The sequence below is a fragment of the Herbiconiux sp. VKM Ac-2851 genome, from assembly GCF_013205105.1.
Classification (GTDB): Bacteria; Actinomycetota; Actinomycetes; order Actinomycetales; family Microbacteriaceae; genus Herbiconiux; species Herbiconiux flava.
This window is the reverse complement of sequence record NZ_JABMLJ010000002.1, coordinates 42,339-60,148: the sequence shown is the minus strand read 5'-3', so window position 1 is coordinate 60,148 and position 17,810 is coordinate 42,339. Positions and strand designations below refer to the sequence as shown.

The 17,810-nt window shown below is 71.7% G+C and carries 14 protein-coding genes; 5 read left to right on the top strand and 9 right to left on the bottom strand.

What is annotated here, in order from left to right; all coding sequences use genetic code 11:
* Nucleotides 1-84: 84 nt before the first annotated feature.
* Nucleotides 85-804 (bottom strand): TetR/AcrR family transcriptional regulator, encoded by a 720-nt coding sequence (locus HQQ85_RS06960; RefSeq protein WP_173181821.1) that lies wholly within the window; start codon nucleotides 802-804, stop codon nucleotides 85-87.
* A 76-nt stretch (nucleotides 805-880) separates the two neighbouring features.
* Here HQQ85_RS06960 and HQQ85_RS06955 point away from each other — a divergent pair, with 76 nt between their 5' ends.
* Both HQQ85_RS06955 and HQQ85_RS06950 read left to right on the top strand, forming a co-directional pair.
* Nucleotides 881-2,110 (top strand): amidohydrolase family protein, encoded by a 1,230-nt coding sequence (locus tag HQQ85_RS06955; protein WP_173181820.1) that lies wholly within the window; start codon nucleotides 881-883, stop codon nucleotides 2,108-2,110.
* Nucleotides 2,111-2,216: 106 nt separating this feature from the next.
* A complete protein-coding gene (locus tag HQQ85_RS06950; RefSeq protein WP_173181819.1) occupies nucleotides 2,217-3,149 on the top strand; it encodes a hypothetical protein in 933 nt (310 codons plus the stop codon).
* Between the two features lie 371 nt (nucleotides 3,150-3,520).
* Here the strand turns inward: HQQ85_RS06950 and HQQ85_RS06945 are convergent, their stop codons facing one another.
* From HQQ85_RS06945 to manD, 8 genes are all read right to left on the bottom strand, one after another.
* Nucleotides 3,521-4,609: a LacI family DNA-binding transcriptional regulator gene (locus HQQ85_RS06945; protein ID WP_173181818.1), complete on the bottom strand. Its 1,089-nt coding sequence runs from the start codon at nucleotides 4,607-4,609 to the stop codon at nucleotides 3,521-3,523.
* Nucleotides 4,610-4,683: 74 nt separating this feature from the next.
* Nucleotides 4,684-6,234, bottom strand: coding sequence for an ABC transporter substrate-binding protein (locus tag HQQ85_RS06940; protein WP_173181817.1), 1,551 nt, complete (start codon nucleotides 6,232-6,234; stop codon nucleotides 4,684-4,686).
* A gap of 146 nt (nucleotides 6,235-6,380) precedes the next feature.
* The gene (locus tag HQQ85_RS06935) at nucleotides 6,381-6,917 is read right to left on the bottom strand and encodes a gluconokinase (RefSeq protein WP_173181816.1); all 537 of its coding nucleotides are present in this window, start codon (nucleotides 6,915-6,917) and stop codon (nucleotides 6,381-6,383) included.
* Complete coding sequence (locus HQQ85_RS06930; RefSeq protein ID WP_173181815.1) at nucleotides 6,902-7,921, bottom strand: SDR family NAD(P)-dependent oxidoreductase; 1,020 nt, start codon at nucleotides 7,919-7,921, stop codon at nucleotides 6,902-6,904. The genes HQQ85_RS06935 and HQQ85_RS06930 overlap by 16 nt, the downstream gene beginning before the upstream one ends.
* Before the next feature lie 40 nt (nucleotides 7,922-7,961).
* The gene (locus HQQ85_RS06925; RefSeq protein ID WP_173181814.1) at nucleotides 7,962-8,801 is read right to left on the bottom strand and encodes an SDR family NAD(P)-dependent oxidoreductase; all 840 of its coding nucleotides are present in this window, start codon (nucleotides 8,799-8,801) and stop codon (nucleotides 7,962-7,964) included.
* A 55-nt stretch (nucleotides 8,802-8,856) separates the two neighbouring features.
* Nucleotides 8,857-11,235, bottom strand: a complete 2,379-nt coding sequence (locus HQQ85_RS06920) for an alpha-L-rhamnosidase (protein WP_173181813.1) — start codon at nucleotides 11,233-11,235, stop codon at nucleotides 8,857-8,859.
* Nucleotides 11,232-12,500 carry an MFS transporter gene (locus HQQ85_RS06915; RefSeq protein ID WP_173181812.1) on the bottom strand — a complete coding sequence of 423 codons (1,269 nt, stop codon included), beginning with the start codon at nucleotides 12,498-12,500 and terminating at the stop codon, nucleotides 11,232-11,234. The genes HQQ85_RS06920 and HQQ85_RS06915 overlap by 4 nt, the downstream gene beginning before the upstream one ends.
* 40 nt (nucleotides 12,501-12,540) lie before the next feature.
* Entirely contained in the window at nucleotides 12,541-13,779 is a 1,239-nt protein-coding gene (manD, locus tag HQQ85_RS06910; RefSeq protein WP_173181811.1) for a D-mannonate dehydratase ManD, read from the bottom strand.
* A gap of 187 nt (nucleotides 13,780-13,966) precedes the next feature.
* Between manD and uxaC the strand changes: the two genes are divergently transcribed.
* From uxaC to HQQ85_RS06895, 3 genes are all read left to right on the top strand, one after another.
* On the top strand, nucleotides 13,967-15,358 hold the full coding sequence (uxaC, locus tag HQQ85_RS06905) for a glucuronate isomerase (RefSeq protein ID WP_173181810.1): 1,392 nt from the start codon (nucleotides 13,967-13,969) through the stop codon (nucleotides 15,356-15,358).
* 59 nt (nucleotides 15,359-15,417) lie between these two features.
* The gene (locus tag HQQ85_RS06900) at nucleotides 15,418-16,725 is read left to right on the top strand and encodes a mannitol dehydrogenase family protein (protein ID WP_173181809.1); all 1,308 of its coding nucleotides are present in this window, start codon (nucleotides 15,418-15,420) and stop codon (nucleotides 16,723-16,725) included.
* A 127-nt stretch (nucleotides 16,726-16,852) separates the two neighbouring features.
* Complete coding sequence (locus tag HQQ85_RS06895) at nucleotides 16,853-17,794, top strand: ABC transporter permease (protein WP_173181808.1); 942 nt, start codon at nucleotides 16,853-16,855, stop codon at nucleotides 17,792-17,794.
* Nucleotides 17,795-17,810: the final 16 nt, after the last annotated feature.

The following is a 17,810-nucleotide window of genomic DNA, read 5'->3' as shown; positions in this document are numbered from 1 at the left end:
TGAGCCGGGCCGCAGGCTGAGCCCGGCGGGCGGCATCTCCGCTGGGGGGCCGGATGATCGGCTCAGGCTCCGCGGCCGCTCAGGTCACGCCTCTCCGGTGACGGGCGTCGGCGTGGCCGCGATGCCGGCGATCAGGGCACGGAGGGCCCAGGTCAGCCGCTGCTCCGGTTCGCCCGACAGCACGGCGTCGACATGGGCGGCCAGATGCGGCGCGGCCTCCGGGTCGGCCCCGTGCAGGGCCTTCGCGAGCTCGCTCATCCCCGCCGCGGAGTCGGTGGGAGTGCCGTCGGCCTGGGGGGTGCTGTGCTCGGCGGCGATGCCCGTGACGTACTGCAGCAGCAGGTCGACGCCCCAGGCGGCCCGGTCGACGGCGACGTCGCCCTCGAGGAGCAGGCCGAGCATCCGGTCGTAGAGGAGCACGGCGTTCGGGCCGGTCGGGCGCAGCAGCAGCGCCGAGCGGGCGAGACCCGGGTGCTCGAACAGGATGCCGGCGTAGCCGCGGAGCAGCGCTTCGAGACGGCTCTGCCACTCCCCGGCGGAGGACTCCGACGGCGCGGCGTCGGGCAAGGCGCCGAGCAGCGTGCCGAGCAGTTCGTCGAGCACGGCCGAGTGCAGCTCGGCGGTGTTCGCGACGTAGACGTAGAGCGAGGCGGGGCCGGTGTCGAGCGCCTGGGCGACCCGGCGCATCGTCGCCTTCTCGAGCCCCACGTCGCGCATGATCCCGATCGTCTCGGCGACGATCCACTCGCGCGACAGGGCGGGCTTCGCCGGGCGCTCCCGCCGGCTCGCTGCTGAAGGTGCCATGACCTCATCCTAGCGAACGGCGTCGTGACGAACATGTTTGTTGCGAACATGTTCGTTCTTGTCTACTGTTCCGATCATGACCACCACCGCTGTCACCAACGCCCGCATCTTCGACGGGGAGAAGCTCCTCGACGCCACCACCGTCCTCATCGAGGACGGGATCATCGCCGACATCGGCGGCACCGTGCCGCCCGGCGCCACGATCGTCGACGGTTCGGGCGGCACGCTGCTGCCCGGCCTGATCGACGCCCACGTGCACACCAACGAGCAGAGCCTCGGGCTCGCTCTCCGCTTCGGCGTCACCACCGAGCTCGAGATGCAAGGCACGAACACCCGCTCCCGGCGGGCCGGCATCGCCGAGGACGACTCGCTGGCCGACGTGCGTTCCTCGGGCTTCGGGCTCACCGCTCCCGGCGGGCATCCGGCGGAGCTCTTCCCCGAGGGCTTCCGGCCCGGCCCGCCTCCCGGTGCCTCCGCGCCGAGCGGGCCGCGTCCGGTGCCGGCCGAGGTGACGACCCCCGAGGAGGCGACCGCCGTCGTACCGAGGCTCGTGGCCGACGGATCCGACTACATCAAGTTCATGGTCGACGACGGATCGGTCGAGGGGCACCCGGGCATCCCGATGCTCGACCAGGCGACGCTGAACGCCGGAGTCGCCGCCGCGCACGAGCACGGGATGCTCGCGATCGCCCACACGCTCACCGTCGAGGCCACCCTGATGGCCGTCGAAGCGGGCGTCGACGGCCTCGCGCACCTCTTCATGGACCGTCCGCACACCGACGAGATCGTCGCGGCGATCGCCGACGCCGGCATCTTCGTCACCGCCTGCGTCGTGCTCGACGCCTCGATGATCGGAGTGACCGGGGCGGCCCTGGCCGACGACCCGCGCGTCGCATCGCGCCTCGACGAGGGCTGGGACACCACCCTGCGCTCGAGCTTCGGGCACTACCCGCAGGGCAGCATCGCCGACGTGCTCGCCTCGGTGAAGGCGCTGCACGACGCGGGCGTGGACATCCTCGTCGGCACGGACGCGTCGGTTCCGCTGCCGTTCATGGGCGGCCTGGCGCACGGTGCCAGCGTGCACCACGAGCTGCAGTACCTCGTGCGCGCGGGGCTCACGCCCACGGAGGCCCTCACGGCGGCGACATCGGCCACGGCCCGTCGCTTCGGCCTCTCCGACCGCGGCCGCATCGCGGTCGGCCTCCGCGCCGACCTGCTCCTGGTCGACGGCGACCCCACCTCGACCATCGCCGACACGCTCAACACCCGGGCGGTGTGGCGCCGGGGCGCGCTGCTCGGCGCCTGACGGTGGGCCCGCCCGCGGCGACGGCCTGGACCCGGGCGCCCGCACGCCGCGGCGGGAGCCCGGACTCCGGTGCCCACCCGTCGCGGCGGGAGCCTAGACTCCCGCCATGACGACCGTCGACGACCTGGCCGAGTACAACGCCTTCGGCCCCTGGATCGACGAGGTGCGCAGCCCGTCCGAGGTGCCACGGCTCTTCCGCGCGCATCCGCTCGACCTCGCGGCCGCGTCGCTCGTGCTCAAGGTGCCGCGCAACATCGTGCGCCGCGACGCGAGCCCCGCGATGCACCTCTACGACGCCCTGCTGGCGCTCGACCCCGAGGGTCTCGTCGTGCTCACCCGCACCGGCGACGACTTCTCCGCCCGCCGCGTGCCCCTCGCCTCGATCGTCGCCCTGCAGAACGACTCCCTGCTGCTCGACGCCCGCTTCACCGTGCACATCGCCGACGGTGACCCCCTCGTGGTGCCCTACAACGGCTCGGCCCGCGAGAGCATCGACCGCCTGATCACGCGGATGCGCGGCCTGCTCGCCCCCGCGGCATCCCGCCTGCCCGCCCCGGCGCCCGCGGCCTCGCCCGCCCCGACGCCGGCGGCCTCGCCTGCCCCGCCGGCCGCCGCGCCCGGCGTCCGCCTCCCCGACCATCCGCGCGACGCCGGGATCGTGGCGGCCTACGCCGACTTCGCGGCGGGGGAGCCCGAGATCACCCTGCTCGCGGCCCACCCCACGCTCCGACTCCGCCCCGCCGGCGGCGCCCTCACCCGCGCCCTGCACGCCGTGCGCCCCATGACGCTGCACGGCGCCGTCGTCGCCGCGACCCCCGGCGAGCTGCACGTGCTCCACCGCCGCGAGTGGCTCGCGCGCGGCAGCCAGGCCGACATCTCCGACGCCCACACGCTGGTCGTGCGGCGACCGGATGCGCGGCCGGCCTCGCACGCGCATCCGCTCTACCCCGATGCTGTCGTGGTCACCCTCCCCACGGGCGGGGCGCCCCTCGAGCTCGTGCTCGACGCGGACACGGCGGCGGCCCTGCTCGCTCACTGACGCCCGGGAGCGGCGGCGGGTTCGTGGGCGGGTTCAGGTGAGGACGAGGGTCAGTCCCAGCGCGAGCAGCGCCAGACCCTGCAGGACGGCGCGCGGCACGATGATCCGGTCCCAGGCCGCTTGCAGGGCCCGCGCGTTCCCGGGCGTCTCGCCGCGTTCCGCCGCCGCCGTCAGCGTGCGATTGATCGGAGCACCACGAGGCCCGCATCGACCTGTACGTCGACAGCTTGCTGGCGTCCACCTCGCGCCACGGGGCGCGGTGAGCGTCACTCGCCGAGGCCGCGCCAGCAGGACGGGTCGGCGGGCCGGGAGGTGCACCGTCGTGCGGGACGGCCCCTGCGAGACGGCCTGGTGATCGGCGGCGGTCAGGGTCAGCGCGGCGACGGGGCCGGGCCGGTGCTGTCGCGCACGACGAGGGTGGTCGCGAGCAGGCCGCCGGGCGGCGAGGCGGCGCCGTCTCCCGCCGCCGCACCGCCGTCGATCAGGTCGACGAGCTGCTCGACGGCGCTCTCGCCCGCCTTCTGCAGCTGCGCGCGCACCGTCGTCAGCGCCGGCACGATCAGCTCGCTGCCGAAGATGTCGTCGAAGCCGGTGACGCTCAGATCGTCGGGCACGCGGATGCCGGCAGCGGTCGCCGCCTGGATCAGCCCGATCGCCATCAGGTCGTTGAAGGCGATCACGGCGGTGGAGCGGGCGGCGAGCACCCGACGCAGGGCGACCTTTCCCGCCTCGATCGTGGGGGCGTGCGGCCCGACCTCGACGATCGCCAGCTCCCGATCGGCCGAGGTCTGCAGGAGGTGCTCCCAGCGCCGGCGGCTGATCCACGAGGTCTCGGGACCCGACAGGTAGAGCAGGGAACGGTGGCCGAGCCCGGCCAGGTGCTCGACCAGGGCCTCGACGCCGGTCTCGACGTCGGGCAGCACGCTCGGCACACCCTCGACCGGGCGGTTGATCAGCACCACCGGCTTGCGGGAGGACAGGCTCGCGATCCGCTCGTCGGAGAGGCGGGTGGTCGCGAGCACGATGCCGTCGACGCTCGGAAGCAGGCGGGAGACGGCCTCCGCCTCGGCCTCGCCGGACTCCTGGGACTCGGCGATGACGAGCGTGAAGCCGGCGGCCGACGCGGCGTGCTCGGCGCCGCGCACGATGCCGAAGATGACGGGGTTCGTGATGTCGGCCACGACGAGCCCGAGCGTGTGGCTGCGGCCCGTCGGCAGCCCGCGCGCCATCGGGTTGAACTGGAAGTCGAGCCGCTCGGCCGCCGCCCTGATCTTCGCCTCGGTCTTCTGGCTGATGCGGCCGGGCTTGCTCAGTGCCCGGGAGACCGTCGACGGATTGACCCCGGCGAGCTGGGCGATGTCGTAGATCGTCGCGGAGCCGCCGCGCTTGGCGATCCGGGCCGCGAGCTCGGGCGGGATGTCGCCGTCCGCGGAGGGGTCGGCAGCGTCGGCTGTGCTCACGGGACCAATCTACGGGGTGACGGCAGAAGGGGGCGGGCCGAAGCCCGCCCCCTTCCGTGTCGCGTCGTCCGCGGCTACTTCCCGTCGAAGGCGAAGTTGCTCACCGTCGCGGGCACGCCGCCGATCGAGATGACCGAGATGCCGTCGGCGGTGGCCCAGGTGGAGTCGATGAAGACGATCGGCGCCTCGAAGGCCTGCTCGACCCCGTACTCGTTGAGCTCCTGGTAGGCCGGCAGTGCGGCCGACTCGTCGACGGTCGAGTTGATGGTCGAGAAGAGCTCGTCGACCTTCGCGTCGGTGTAGTGGGTCGGGTTGCCGAAGCCGTTGGGCGAGTAGTGGAAGAAGGCGTCGGCCGGGTCGGAGTTCACACCCGTGATCTGGAACGAGAGACCGTAGTCGCCCGAGGTGAGGGCCGACTGGGCCTGCTGCGGCGGCACCGAGACCCACTCGAGCCCCAGCCCGATGTCGGTGAAGGCCTGCGAGAGCGTCGCCTCGACCGAGGTGGTGAGGAACGTGCTCGGGATCTGGAAGGTCTCACCGGCGAAGCCGGCATCGGCGACGAGCTTCTTGCCCAGCTCGGGGTCGTAGTCGTAGGTGTCGTTGAGCGACTCGTCGAACACCTGGGCGTTCGGGCTGAACACCTGCTCGGTCACCTGCCCGTTGTCCTGGAAGATGCCCTTCAGGATGCCCTCGCGGTCGATCGCGTGATTGATCGCCTGGCGCACCTTCTGGTCGCCGAGCGCCGGCCACTTCTGGCCGCCGCGGTCGAGGATGTCGAGGTAGGCGAGCGCCTGGCCGGGGATGGTGCTGATCGTGTACTTGCTCGAGTCGAGCTGGCCGATGAGCTGGGTCTGCACCGTGGCCGCGTTGATCTCGCCCGCCTGGAGGGCGTTGAAGGACGCCGTCGGGTCCTGCAGCACGCGCACGGTCACCGAGGGGAACGGGAACGCGTCGGCGTTCCAGTAGTCGTCGCGCTTCTTCAGCTGGTACGAGGTTCCGGGCACGGTGTTGGCCACGTCGAGCGTGTAGGGGCCGGAGCCGACGGGATTCGTCGCGGCTTCGGCGGTGTCGAGCGAGTCGGGATCGCCGATCGCTCCCGCGCCGAGCGAGAGGTTGTAGACGAATTGGGGGTCGAACGACGAGAAGGTCACCTCGACGGTGAGGTCGTCGGTCGCCTTCACGTCGGTGACGAGCGCGAACTTGGGCTGCACGATGCCGGGGGTGTTCTTGGTGCGGAGCATGGTGGCGGCCACGGCGGCGGCGTCGACGGGGTCGCCGTTCGAGAACGTCATTCCGGAGTGGAGTTTCAGGGTGAGCACGGTGCCGTCGGCGTTGTACTCCCAGCTCTCGGCGGCGTTCGGGGCCACCGCGCCGGTCTTCTGGTCGCGGGCGAGGAGCGTGTCGTAGACCGACGCCCAGACGAAGGCCTGCTGGCCGTCGACGAGCTGGGCCGTGTCGAGCGAGTTCGGGCCGGAGACCGCGGCGAGCGCCAGGGCAGGGGCGTCGGTGGCGGCGCTGGTCGACGCGGTGTCCTCGGGCGCGCTGCACGCGGTGAGGAGGAGGGCGCCGCTGACGAGGGCGGCGAGTGCCGCGCTCCGGGTGCCGAGGCGGTGCTGTCGGGGCATTTTCAGACTCCTTCGTATGAAAGCAGGGGCGTTGGCAACCGTTTGACTGACGGCGGGAGCCATTCGCGTGGTGTCAGTAAATCAGCCGCGAGGGCTTTTGACAACCGATTGCCAAAATTCGTCCGGATCGTGACCGATCGGTTATCTCAGCCGTCTGCCAGCAGCACCAGGATGCGAGCGACGAGAGCCTCGGGAGTCGCTCCTACGTCGAGCACCAGACCGGCCTCGGCCGCCGAGAGCGGTTCGAGCGCGGCGAACTGGCTCGCGAGCAGGGTCGGAGGCATGAAGTGGTCGACGCGGGTCGACAGTCGGTCGCCGATGAGGTCGGGGTGCGCCGTGAGCTGCACCACGACGAGGTCGGGCACTCGTTCGCGCAGGCGATCGCGGTGGACGACCCGCAGGGCCGAGCAGGCCACCACGACCCCGGCGCGCCCGGGAGCTGAGGCGGCTCGACCGACCGCATCGAGCCAGGGCCCGCGATCGGCGTCGGTCAGCGGCATGCCCGAGGCCATCTTCGCGATGTTCGCCGGGGGATGCAGGTCGTCGGCGTCGAGGAAGTCCCATCCCAGCCGTGAGGCGAGCAGGGCGCCGACGGTCGACTTGCCCGACCCCGACACCCCCGACACGACGATGACGGCCGGGCCGGCGAGCGGCCCGGCGTCACCGGCTACTGAACCGACCATCCGCCGTCGGAGGCGAGCACCGCCCCGTTGATGTTCACGGCGTCGTCGCTGAGCAGGAAGGTGATCGAGGCCGCGAGCTGGTCGGCCGTGGCGATCGTGGGGATCATGTCCTGGAACGGCTTCAGGCGGCCGAGGCCGGCCTCCGAGATGCTCGCGGGCATGGGGATCCCGGTCGCGACGCCGCCGGGTGCGACGGCGTTCACCCGGATGCCCTGCGGCCCGTACATGAACGCGGTGCTCTTGGTCAGGCCGATCACGCCGTGCTTGGAGACCGTGTAGGCGGTGCCGGAGGAGTTGCCCCGGAGCGCCGCCTCGGAGGCCACGTTGACGATCGCGCCGCGCCCGGCCGCGAGCATCACGGGGAGCACCGCCCGGGAGAGCTTGAACCCACCGGTCAGGTTGACGGCGATCACCCGGTCCCAGACGGCGTCGCTCGTCTCAGCGGCGGGGGAGAAGTCGTCGTTGATGCCCGCGACGTTGGCGAGCGCGTCGATGCGGTCACCGGCGGCGGCCACGATCGAGTCGATGCCGGATTGCGCCGTGATGTCCGCCGCCACGGCGACCACCTCGGCGTCGGGCAGCGACTCCACGAGCTCGGCCAGGCGCTCGGCCGAGATGTCGACGGCGACGACCCGGCCGCCTTCACGTGCCACGCGCGACGCGGTGGCGCGGCCGATGCCCGAGGCGGCTCCGGTCACCACGACCGTGCGCCCGGCGAAGCGGCCGGGCGTGATCGTCTCGCGCCACTGCCCGTCGTCGGAGAGGGAGGACTCGTCGGGGATCTCGCCGCCGTTCGCCTGACGCACGAGGTCGTCGACGAGCTGCTGCGGCAGCTGGCCCTGGCTCAGCACGACGAGCTGCTGCAGCGGCAGCCCGGCGACCGGGGCCAGGGTGGTCTCGTCGATGCCGGCCTGGGCGAGCAGGCCGCGCACGAGCGGGCCGCCCTCCGGGTGGGCGAGCCAGGCGGTGATCGAGCTCGAGGCGGTGATGGGCTGACTGGTCATGGTTCTCTTTCTGTCGACCGGGAAGGGATGCGGGTGCGGGTCAGGCGGTCTCGCCGCCGTCGGCGAGCAGGGTGCTGCCCGTCATGAAGGCCGAGAGGTCGGATGCGGCGAACAGCGCCACCCGGGCGATGTCGTCGGGGGTGCCGACGCGGCCGAGCAGGGGCGTGGCCATGTACTCCACGGGCGGCGCGTCGACCGACGGTCCGCCGAGGGGCTGCCCGAGCGCTTCGAGGGCGGCAGCCAGCATCGCCTGGTTGCCCTCGGTCGGCACGTAGCTCGGGGCGACTCCGAGAACCCGGATGCCCTGCGGCGCCAGCTCGAGCGCCAGCTGCCGGGTCAGCCCCCGCACGGCGTGCTTCGAGCCGACGTACGCGGCGAGACCGGGGCCGGTGCCGCGGAAGCCGGCGGTCGAGACCACGTTCACGATCACGCCGCCCGAGCCCGCCGCCGTCATCCGCCTGGCCGCCTCGCGGGCACCGACCAGGGCACCGCGGGCGTTGACCGCGAAGACCTGGTCCCACTGCTCGTCACTCAGCTCGAGCAGCGGCGTGTTGGGGAAGATGCCGGCGTTGTTCACCCAGATGTCGATCCCGCCGAGGTGCTCGACGGTGGCGTCGGCGAGGGCGACGACCGAGTCGGTCGAGGCGACGTCGAGGCGGTGACCCTCGGCGCGCACGCCGTGGGTCTCGGCCAGCTCGGCGGCGGTGCGCACGGCGAGGTCCTCGTCGAGGTCGCCGATCACCACGTCGGCTCCGGCCTCGGCGAGGCGCAGGGCGATGGCCTTGCCGAGGCCCCGGGCGCCGCCGGTGACGACGGCGCGGCGGCCGGTGAGCGAGACGAGCTCGGCGAGGGTGTGCTGGGAGACGTCGGGCACGGGCATGGTTGTTCCTTCTGGTCGAGGGTCGAGGGTGGAAGTCGAGGTCGGTGACGGCCGGTCACCGGGGTGCCGGGCAGGTGAGCCGGATGCTCCCCGCTCCGTGCCGGCTGCGCGAACCGTCGGGCAGCTCGACGACGGCCTCCGACCCCGGGGGCACGGTGAGGTCGAGCGTGAACTCCCCGCCCGACCGCGTCCAGTCGACGACGATCTCGCCGAGCGGCGACCGGAACGTGTAGCCGGCCGAGTCGAGGCCGCCACCGGGCACGGGCTTCACCACGAAGCTCGTCCAGCCCGAGGAGCCCGGCGCCTGGCGCAGCCCGACGACGTGCTCGTGCAGGAAGCGGATGACCGCGCCCTTGCTGTAGTGATTGAGCGACTCGTGGGCGTGGCCGTGCTCGTCGATCCCGTCCCAGTCCTCCCAGACGGTGGTCGCGCCACGGTCGAGCATGCCGAGCCAGGAGGGCGTGCCGTGCCGGAGCAGCAGGCGGTACGCGAGCTCGGCGTGGCCGTGGTCGGCGAGGGCGCCGAGCAGCAGCCCACTGGAGAGGAACCCGGTGCTGAGCCGGTCGTCGGCCTCGTTCACGAGCTCCGCGAGACGGGCGGCAGCAGGCCCGACCAGTTCTACCGGCAGCAGGCCGAAGGCGAGGGCGCGCACGTAGGCGGCCTGGGTGTCGTCGCGCGTGCGGCCGTCGGAGGAGAGGAACTCCCGCTGCCACGCGTCCTTCACCCGCTCGGCGACCGCGTCGTAGTGAACGGCCGAGGCGGTGTCGCCGAGCGCCTCGGCTGCCCGCGCCAGGGTGCGTGCGGACAGGTGCAGATAGGCGGTGCCCACCTCGCCCCGGTCTGCGGACATGTACGCGTACGGGTTCTCGGCCATCGGGTCGATCAGGCTGCCGTCAGCGCGTCGCTTCTTGGGTTCGAGCCACTCCCCGTAGTGGAAGGGCCCGTCCCAGACGAAGCGCTCGTGCGTCAGGGGCTCGGCCGAGCGGGCGACGCGATCCGGGTGCCGGAGCGAGGACGCGAGCCCGAGGGCGTACTCGACCCACGCGCGCATCGACTCCCAGCTCTCCGCGAGCACCGACGGGTCGCCGTAGGCGCGGTAGAGCGTCCAGGGCACCAGCACGAGCGCGTCGCCCCAGCCGGCGGCTCCACCGAGCACGCGGGTCGGCAGCTCGGGGTTCTCCCGGATGCGCAGCGAGTCGGGCGAGAACGCGGCGGGCAGCCCCTCCGGCGTCTGGTCGTCGCGCACCGACTGCAGCCACTTGCGGGAGAAGGCGTCGACGTCGTAGAGCATCGTCGCGACGGGGGAGAAGACCTGGTAGTCCCCGGTCCAGCCCGACCGCTCCCGCGTCGGGCAGTCGGTGGGCACGTCGACGATGTTCCCGCGGAAGCTCCAGAGCGCCGCCTCGTGCAGCCGCTCGAGCTCGGCCGACGACGAGCGGAACCAGCCGCGCCGCTCGACGTCGGAGTGCACGACGACCACGGTGAGGTCGTCGATCGAGAGCGGGCGCCCCGGATGCTCGATCCGCACGTACTGGAAACCGTGCACCGTGTGGCGCGGCTCGAACACGCGCTGCGCGCCGTCGGCCACCACGCGGTCGGTCTGGTGGAACGCCAGGCGTTCGCCCTGCGGCGTGGTCAGGTCGAGGTGCGCGGTGGTGAGGTCGCCGTTCTCGTCGAGATGCTCACCGAAGCGCAGCACCGTCTCGCTCCCGGCGGGCCCGAGGCCGGTGAGCCGCAGCCAGCCGGAGAGGTTCTGGCCCGTGTCGAGGATCGAGACGCCGTCGGCCACGGGTGTGAGGGAGACCGGGCGACGCTCCTCGACCCGTCGCACGGGCGGGCCGGGGGACCAGCTGGGGGCGGGCGGTGCCACGGCGTCCAGCCGCACGGGAACGCCATCGGCGCGGTCGGGGTCGACGCGGAAGTCGGTGGTCTGGCCGGTCATCAGATCGGCGCGCACGACGGGGCTCGGGAGGCTCAGCCACTGCTCGTCGGAGGAGACGGCCGTTCTCGTGCCGTCGGCCGCGGTGAGCTCGAGGTGCACGAGGGCCGCCGTGGCGCGCCCCCAGACGTCGCGCCGCTGCACTCCGCTGTTGCGGCCGCGGAACCAGCCGTCGGACAGCAGGATGTCGAGGGTGTTGCGGCCGGCCGCGAGCAGCCCGGCGACCTCGTGGCGCTGGGCGTGCACGGTGCGGTCGTAGCTCGTCGATCCGGGGGTCAGCTCGAGGTCGCCGACCCGCTGTCCGTTCAGGAACGCCTCGTAGACGCCGAGGGCCGTCGCGGTGAGGACGGCGTCGGCGACGGGCTCGTCGAGATCGAAGACACGACGGAGCAGGTGGGCGCCGCGATCGGGGGTGTCGGCCTGCTCGGGCGTCTCGGCGGGGGAGATCCACCGCGGAGCATCCGGAACCGAGAGATCGAAGGGCTGCGCTGTCATCGGACCGCCTTCACCTTGGTCGCCACGATGATGCCGCCGGCCAGCGCCAGCACGGCGCCCGCCAGGTAGAGCGCGGTGTAGTTCTTGTCGGCACCGACGGCCCCGACGGTGATGATGAGCGGCGCGATCAGCGGAGCGATGCCGCTCGGGATCTTCTGAGCGAACGCGACGACGGCGAGGTAGCGACCCGTCTGGGCGCGGTCGGGGATGACGGCGAAGACGATGGCCTGGTCGACGGCGCTGAAGGCCGCTATCGCGAGCTGCATGATCAGCGAGCCGATCAGGAGGGTGACGAAGCTGTGCGCGAAGGCCTCGGTGACCGCACCGAAGACGAAGAGCACGGCACCGATCAGGGCGAACAGCTTGCGGCGGCGCAGCTTGTCGGAGAGGAACCCGGCACCGAGAGCGCCCACGGTGGCCGCGACGATGCCGATCAGTCCGATGATCGCGACGATGCCGGCCACCTCCTTCACCGGCAGACCGAGGCGCTGGGCATAGAAGAAGGTGCCGAAGGAGGTGTTGAAGTACAAACCCATGAAGAAGAGGAAGCGGCCGAGCCAGTTCCAGCCGAAGTCGGGGTGCTTGCGGGGGTTGAAGACGTAGCTCGACAGGATCGACTTCACCGAGACGGGCGCGGTGCTCGCCAGGCCGACCGAGCTGCGCTCCTTCTTCAGCACCGTGAACAGGATGACGCAGAGCAGCCCGACCAGACCCGGGATCACGAAGACGAGCAGCGTGCTGGAGGCCACCGCGTAGGCGATGCCGATGCCGAGCACCGGCGCGACCTGGGCGAGCAGGCCGGTGAGGGCGGAGATGCGACCGCGCTGCTCCTCGGGCACCGTCTCGGCCTGCCGGTTCTGGATGGCCTGACCGGCGGTCGCCCAGCCCATCAGCCCGATCACCCAGCCGACGCCCACGATCAGCACGCTCGGTGCCGACGAGATCACGACGAGACCCACGATGCCGAGGAGCGCGCCGCCCACCACGAACGGGCTGCGGCGGCCGAAGCGCGACTGCAGCCGGTCGCTCCAGACGCCGATCAGCGGACTTGCGACGAGATAGACGATCTGCGCGATGCCCGTGACGTACCCCAGCACCTCCTCGTGACCGGGGTCGAGCTCGGAGATGCGCACGGCGAGCGAGAACGACAGCGGCACGATGAACGCCATCGAGACGCCGAAGTTGGCGATGGCGGAGAGGGCGAGCCAGCTGGCGCTGACCCGCGCTAGGGGCGCTGCGGCGACCGCCGGCGCTTCCGTGGTCATGAGACTCCTTCGTCTGGGGTTCTGTCGGGTCGGCGGGCGGTCACCAGTCGTGGACGGTGCCGTCGGCCAGTCTGTTGTAGGGCAGGTACGCCTGCACGTAGGGGTACTTCCCGGCCTCGTCGACGTCGAGCTCGACCCCGATGCCGGGCTGGTCGCCGGGGTGCAGCATGCCGTCGCTCCAGGTGAAGGACTGCTGGAAGACCTGGTCGGTCTTCGCGCCGTGCTTCATGTACTCCTGGATGCCGAAGTTGTGGATGGCGAGGCCCAGGTGCATGGCGGCGGCCATGCCGACGGGGGAGATGTCGGTGGGTCCGTGCATCCCCGACTTGATCTGGTACTGGGAGGCGTACTCGAGCACCTTCTTCAGGTGCGTGATGCCGCCGGTGTGGGTGACCGCGCTCCGCACGTAGTCGATCAGCTGCTCGCGCACGATCAGCTGGTAGTCCCAGATGGTGTTGAAGATCTCGCCGATCGCGAGCGGGGTGGTGGAGTGCTGCCGCACGAGGCGAAGCGCCTCCTGGTTCTCGGCGGGGGTGCAGTCCTCGAGCCAGAACAGGTCGTAGGGCTCGAGCGACTTCGCGAGCTTCGCCGCCTGGATGGGCGTCATGCGGTGATGGGCGTCGTGCAGCAGGGGCAGCTCGGGGCCGAACTCGTTGCGCACGGCCTCGAACACGGTGGGGATGTGGCGGAGGTAGGAGCGGGTGTCCCAGTCCTCCTCGTTCGGGAGCGCCCCGCGCTGCGCGGGCTCGTGGTCGTAGCGCACGCCCTTGTTCGCCTCGAAGGTGGCGTTGGAGGCGATGCCGTAGATCGACTTCAGGCCCGGCACCGCGGCCTGCACGCGGATGGCCTTATAGCCCTGCTCCTGGTGCGAGCGGATGCTGTCGAAGATCTCCTCGTTCGTCTTGCCCGAGGCGTGACCGTAGGCGAGCAGGCCGGTGCGGGACGCTCCGCCGAGCAGCTGGTAGAGGGGCATGCCGGCCGCCTTGGCCTTGATGTCCCACAGCGCCACGTCGACCGCGGCGATCGCGGCCATCGTGACCGGGCCGCGGCGCCAGTAGGCGGAGCGGTAGAGGAACTGCCAGGTGTCCTCGATACGGGACGCGTCGCGGCCGATCAGCAGCGGCACGACGTGGTCGCGCAGGTAGCTGACGACGGCGAGCTCCCGGCCGTTCAACGTGGCGTCGCCGAGACCGGTGAGGCCGTCGTCGGTGGTGAGCTTGAGGGTGACGAAGTTGCGGTCGGGGCTGGTGACGATGACTTCGGCCTGTTGGATCTTCATGGGCGTCTTTCGGTGAGGCGGGCGAGCGGGCGGCCCTGCGCGGCGGTGCGGCGATCGAGGACAGTACAGCAGAGCCGTCGCGTTTTGGCAAGCGATTGCCGGACGCTTCTCCGGAACCCATTGAGTCGCGCGCCCTGGGCGCGGCAATCGGTTGACAAGCGGCGGCGCGCTGGACAGAATACTCAGCATGCACCAGCCACGACGGCGTGACCCTGACCGCTTGCTCCCGGCCGACCCGGCGACGCGCGGCATCGCTCGCGACCTCTACCAGCGCGTCGCCGAGGCGCCGATCGTCTCCCCGCACGGACACGTGCCCGTGGAGTGGCTGGTCGACGACACGCCCTTCGCCGACCCGGCCGCCCTGTTCGTCACCCATGACCACTACGTCACCCGGCTGGTGCACGCCTCGGGGGTCCCGCTCGACGCGCTCGGGCTCGGCTCCGGTGCGGCCGACCCCCGCGAGGTCTGGCGCACGCTGGCCGGTCACTGGCATCTCTTCGCCGGCACCTCCTCGGGGTACTGGCTCGAGGAGGAGCTCGCCGACCTCGGATTCGAGGCGGAGCTGGGGCCCGACACGGCCGACGAGTCCTTCGACTTCGTCGCCGCTCGCCTGGCCCTGCCCGAGTGGCGGCCGCGGGCGCTGTTCGAGCGCTTCGGCATCGAGGTCCTCGCGACCACCGACGACCCGCTCGACGATCTCGCCGGTCACGCCCGGCTGTCGGGCGCCCTCCCCGGCCGGGTGCTGCCGACCTTCCGTCCCGACCGCTATCTCGACCCGGATGCTCCCGCCTTCGCCGAGAGTGTCGGGCGGCTGCTCGGGGCGACGGCGTCGCCGTCGACCTTCGCCGGCTACCTGTCCGCGCTCGCCGAGCGCCGCCGGCACTTCATCCGTCATGGCGCCGTCTCGGCCGACCACGGAGTCGAGGAGCCCTTCACCACCGACCTCGACCCGGGTCGCGCCGAGCGGCTGTTCCAGGCGGTTCTGCAGGGCCGTGCGACCGCGGCCGAGAAGCGCGTCTTCCGGGGGCACATGCTCTTCCAGATGGCTCGGATGAGCGTCGAGGACGGTCTCGTCATGACCGTGCACGCCGGGGTGCTCCGCAATCACAGCACGGCCACCCTGCGCTCGTTCGGGCCCGACACCGGCCATGACATCCCGGTGCCGGTCGACTTCACCCGGGGTCTGCGCCCCTTGCTCGAGGCGTTCGGCCTCGCATCCGGCTTCCACCTCGTGCTCTTCGGCATCGACGAGTCCGTGTACTCCCGCGAACTGGCACCGCTCGCCGGCTTCTACCCGAGCGTGTACATCGGGGCCCCGTGGTGGTTCCTCGACGCCCCCGACTCGATCGCACGCTTCCGGGCGGCGACGACCGAGACCGCCGGATTCTCCCGCGGCTCCGGGTTCATCGACGACACGCGGGCGTTCCTGTCGATCCCCGCCCGCCACGACATGGCGCGCCGGGCCGACTCGGCGTTCCTCGCCCGACTCGTGGCGGAGGGGCGCATCCGTCAGCACCAGGCGGAGCGGATCGCCGACGACCTCGTGGGTGCGCTCCCGCGACGGGTGTTCAAGCTGTGACGGGGCTCGCCCCGCGCCCGACGGCTCCCCTGCTGCGCAGGGACCGGCCGGCGCCACCTGTGCGCATCGTGCACCTCGGTCTCGGGGCGTTCTCGCGCTCGCACATCGCCTGGTACACCGAGCACGCCGCCGACGGCCGGGAGTGGGGAATCTCGGCCTACACCGGCGGCAGCCACGAGCTGGCCGATTCGCTGACCCGCCAGGACGGCCTCTCCACGCTGATCGTCCGCGACTCCGACGGCGATCGCTCCGAGGTGGTGGGGAGCATCGTGCGAGCGCGCTCCGGCGACGACGTCGAAGCCCTCCTCGCCGACCTGGCGGCACCGGCCACCGCGGTCGTCACCCTCACCATCACCGAACGCGGCTACCGCTCGACCGCCGACGGGTCGCCCGACGCCGACGACCCCGCGGTCGCCGACGACCTCGCGCTGCTCGCCGCGGTCGGCGACCGCCCGCTCTCGGGCCTCGCCCCGCGCACGGTGCTCGCGAAGCTCGTGCTCGGTCTCGAGGAACGCCGACGGCGGGGAGGCGGGGCCCTCGCGCTGCTCTCCTGCGACAACCTGCCCGACAACGGCGGCCGCCTCGCGCGTGCCGTGAGCGGTCTCGCCACCGTGCTCTCCTCGTCGCTCGGGGAGTGGATCGCCCGCGAGGTGACCTTCCCGTCGAGCTCGGTCGACCGCATCACGCCCCGGCTCTCCGACGCCGAGCTCGAACAGCTCTCGGCATCGACGGGGGATCTCGCCCCGGTCGTGGCGGAGCCCTTCAGCGACTGGGTCATCTCGGGGGAGTTCCCCGCGGGGCGCCCGCGCTGGGAGACCGCCGGTGCGCGCTTCGTCGACGACCTGCACGCCTGGGAGGCCCGCAAGCTGTGGATGCTCAACGGCGCCCACACGCTCCTCGCCTGTCTCGGTCTGCTCCGTGGTCACCGCACCGTCGCCGACGCCGTGACCGACCCCACGTGCCGTGAGGCCGTCGAGGCGCTCTGGGACGAGGACGCCTCCTGCCTGCCGGCCGGCCTCGACCTGCCGGCATACCGGGATGCGCTCCTGACCCGGTTCGCCAACGCACGGATCGAGCACGGCCTCGTCCAGATCGCGGGCGACAGTTTCACGAAACTCCGACTGCGGATCGTCCCCGTGGCCGAGGCGCGCCTGGCGCGCGGGGAGTCATCACCCGCTACGGCCGCTGTCATCGCCGCCTGGATGGTCGCGCGCAAGCGCGGTCTGCTCCCGGATGACGCCGCCGACGATCGCCGCACGGTGCCCGCAGTGCTCGCAGCTCTGTCGGCACCACTCGCAGGCTCGCCGGCCTACGCGGCGTCGATAGAAAGTTTTGGCAATCGGTTGTCAACCGACTGCAGCATCTGATTTACTAGCACCACACCTTCTTTCGCCGCACAGTTGTCAAGCGGTTGCAGGAGCGTTTCTGACAAAGGAGTTCGAGAAGCATGCCGACGCCTATCCGACGGGGCCCCAGCGGGGGGTTCGTCGCCCGATGATCTCCTACATCGCCAAGCGCCTGGGCACCGGAGTGATCCTCGCGCTCCTGGTGACCTTCATCACCTTCCTGCTCCTGTCCACGTCGTTCGAGGACGTGGCCCGCACCATCCTCGGCCAGTCGGCCACCCCCGAGAACACCGCGGCGCTGATGACGGCCAAGGGCTGGGACCGGCCGGTGATCGTGCAGTACGGCGACTGGCTGTTCAGCGCACTGCGCGGCGACTTCGGCACCTCGGTCTACACCTCGCTCCCGGTCGGGCCGTCCGTGGTGCAGCGCCTCCTGGTCACCCTGTCGATCATCGTGCCGGCGCTCCTGATCACCGCAGTCATCTCCACCATGCTCGGCGTCTGGGCCGCGACCCGCGGCGGCGTCGTCGACCGGGTGGCCCAGGGCATCTCGCTGATCGGCTACATCGTGCCGGGCCTGCTGCTCGCCATCGGCCTGGTCGTCATCTTCGCGGTGCAGCTGAAGCTGCTGCCGGCCACCGGCTACACCCCGCTCGCCGACGACCCGGCCGCCTGGGTGCGCAGCATCACCATCCCGGTCATCGTGCTCACGATCGGCGGCGTCGCCAACATGTCGGCCCAGGTGCGCGGGCGGATGATCGACGAGCTGCGTCGCGACTACGTGCGCACCCTGCGCACCCGAGGAGTGTCCTCGACCTCGATCGTCGTGAAGCACGCCCTCCGCAACGCGGGGAGCCCCGCCCTGACGGTGATGTCGCTGGAGTTCATCCAGATGTTCGGCGCGGCCCTGATCATCGAGAACGTCTTCGCGCTGCCCGGCTACGGCAGCTTCGCGTTCAACGCCTCCCTCCAGGGAGACATCCCGGTCATCCTGGGCATCACCGCCTTCGGAGTCGCCCTCGTCACCGTCGTCAACCTCAGCACCGACCTCATCAACGGATGGCTCAACCCGAAAGCGAGACAGCATTGACCCGGCGAATCGAACC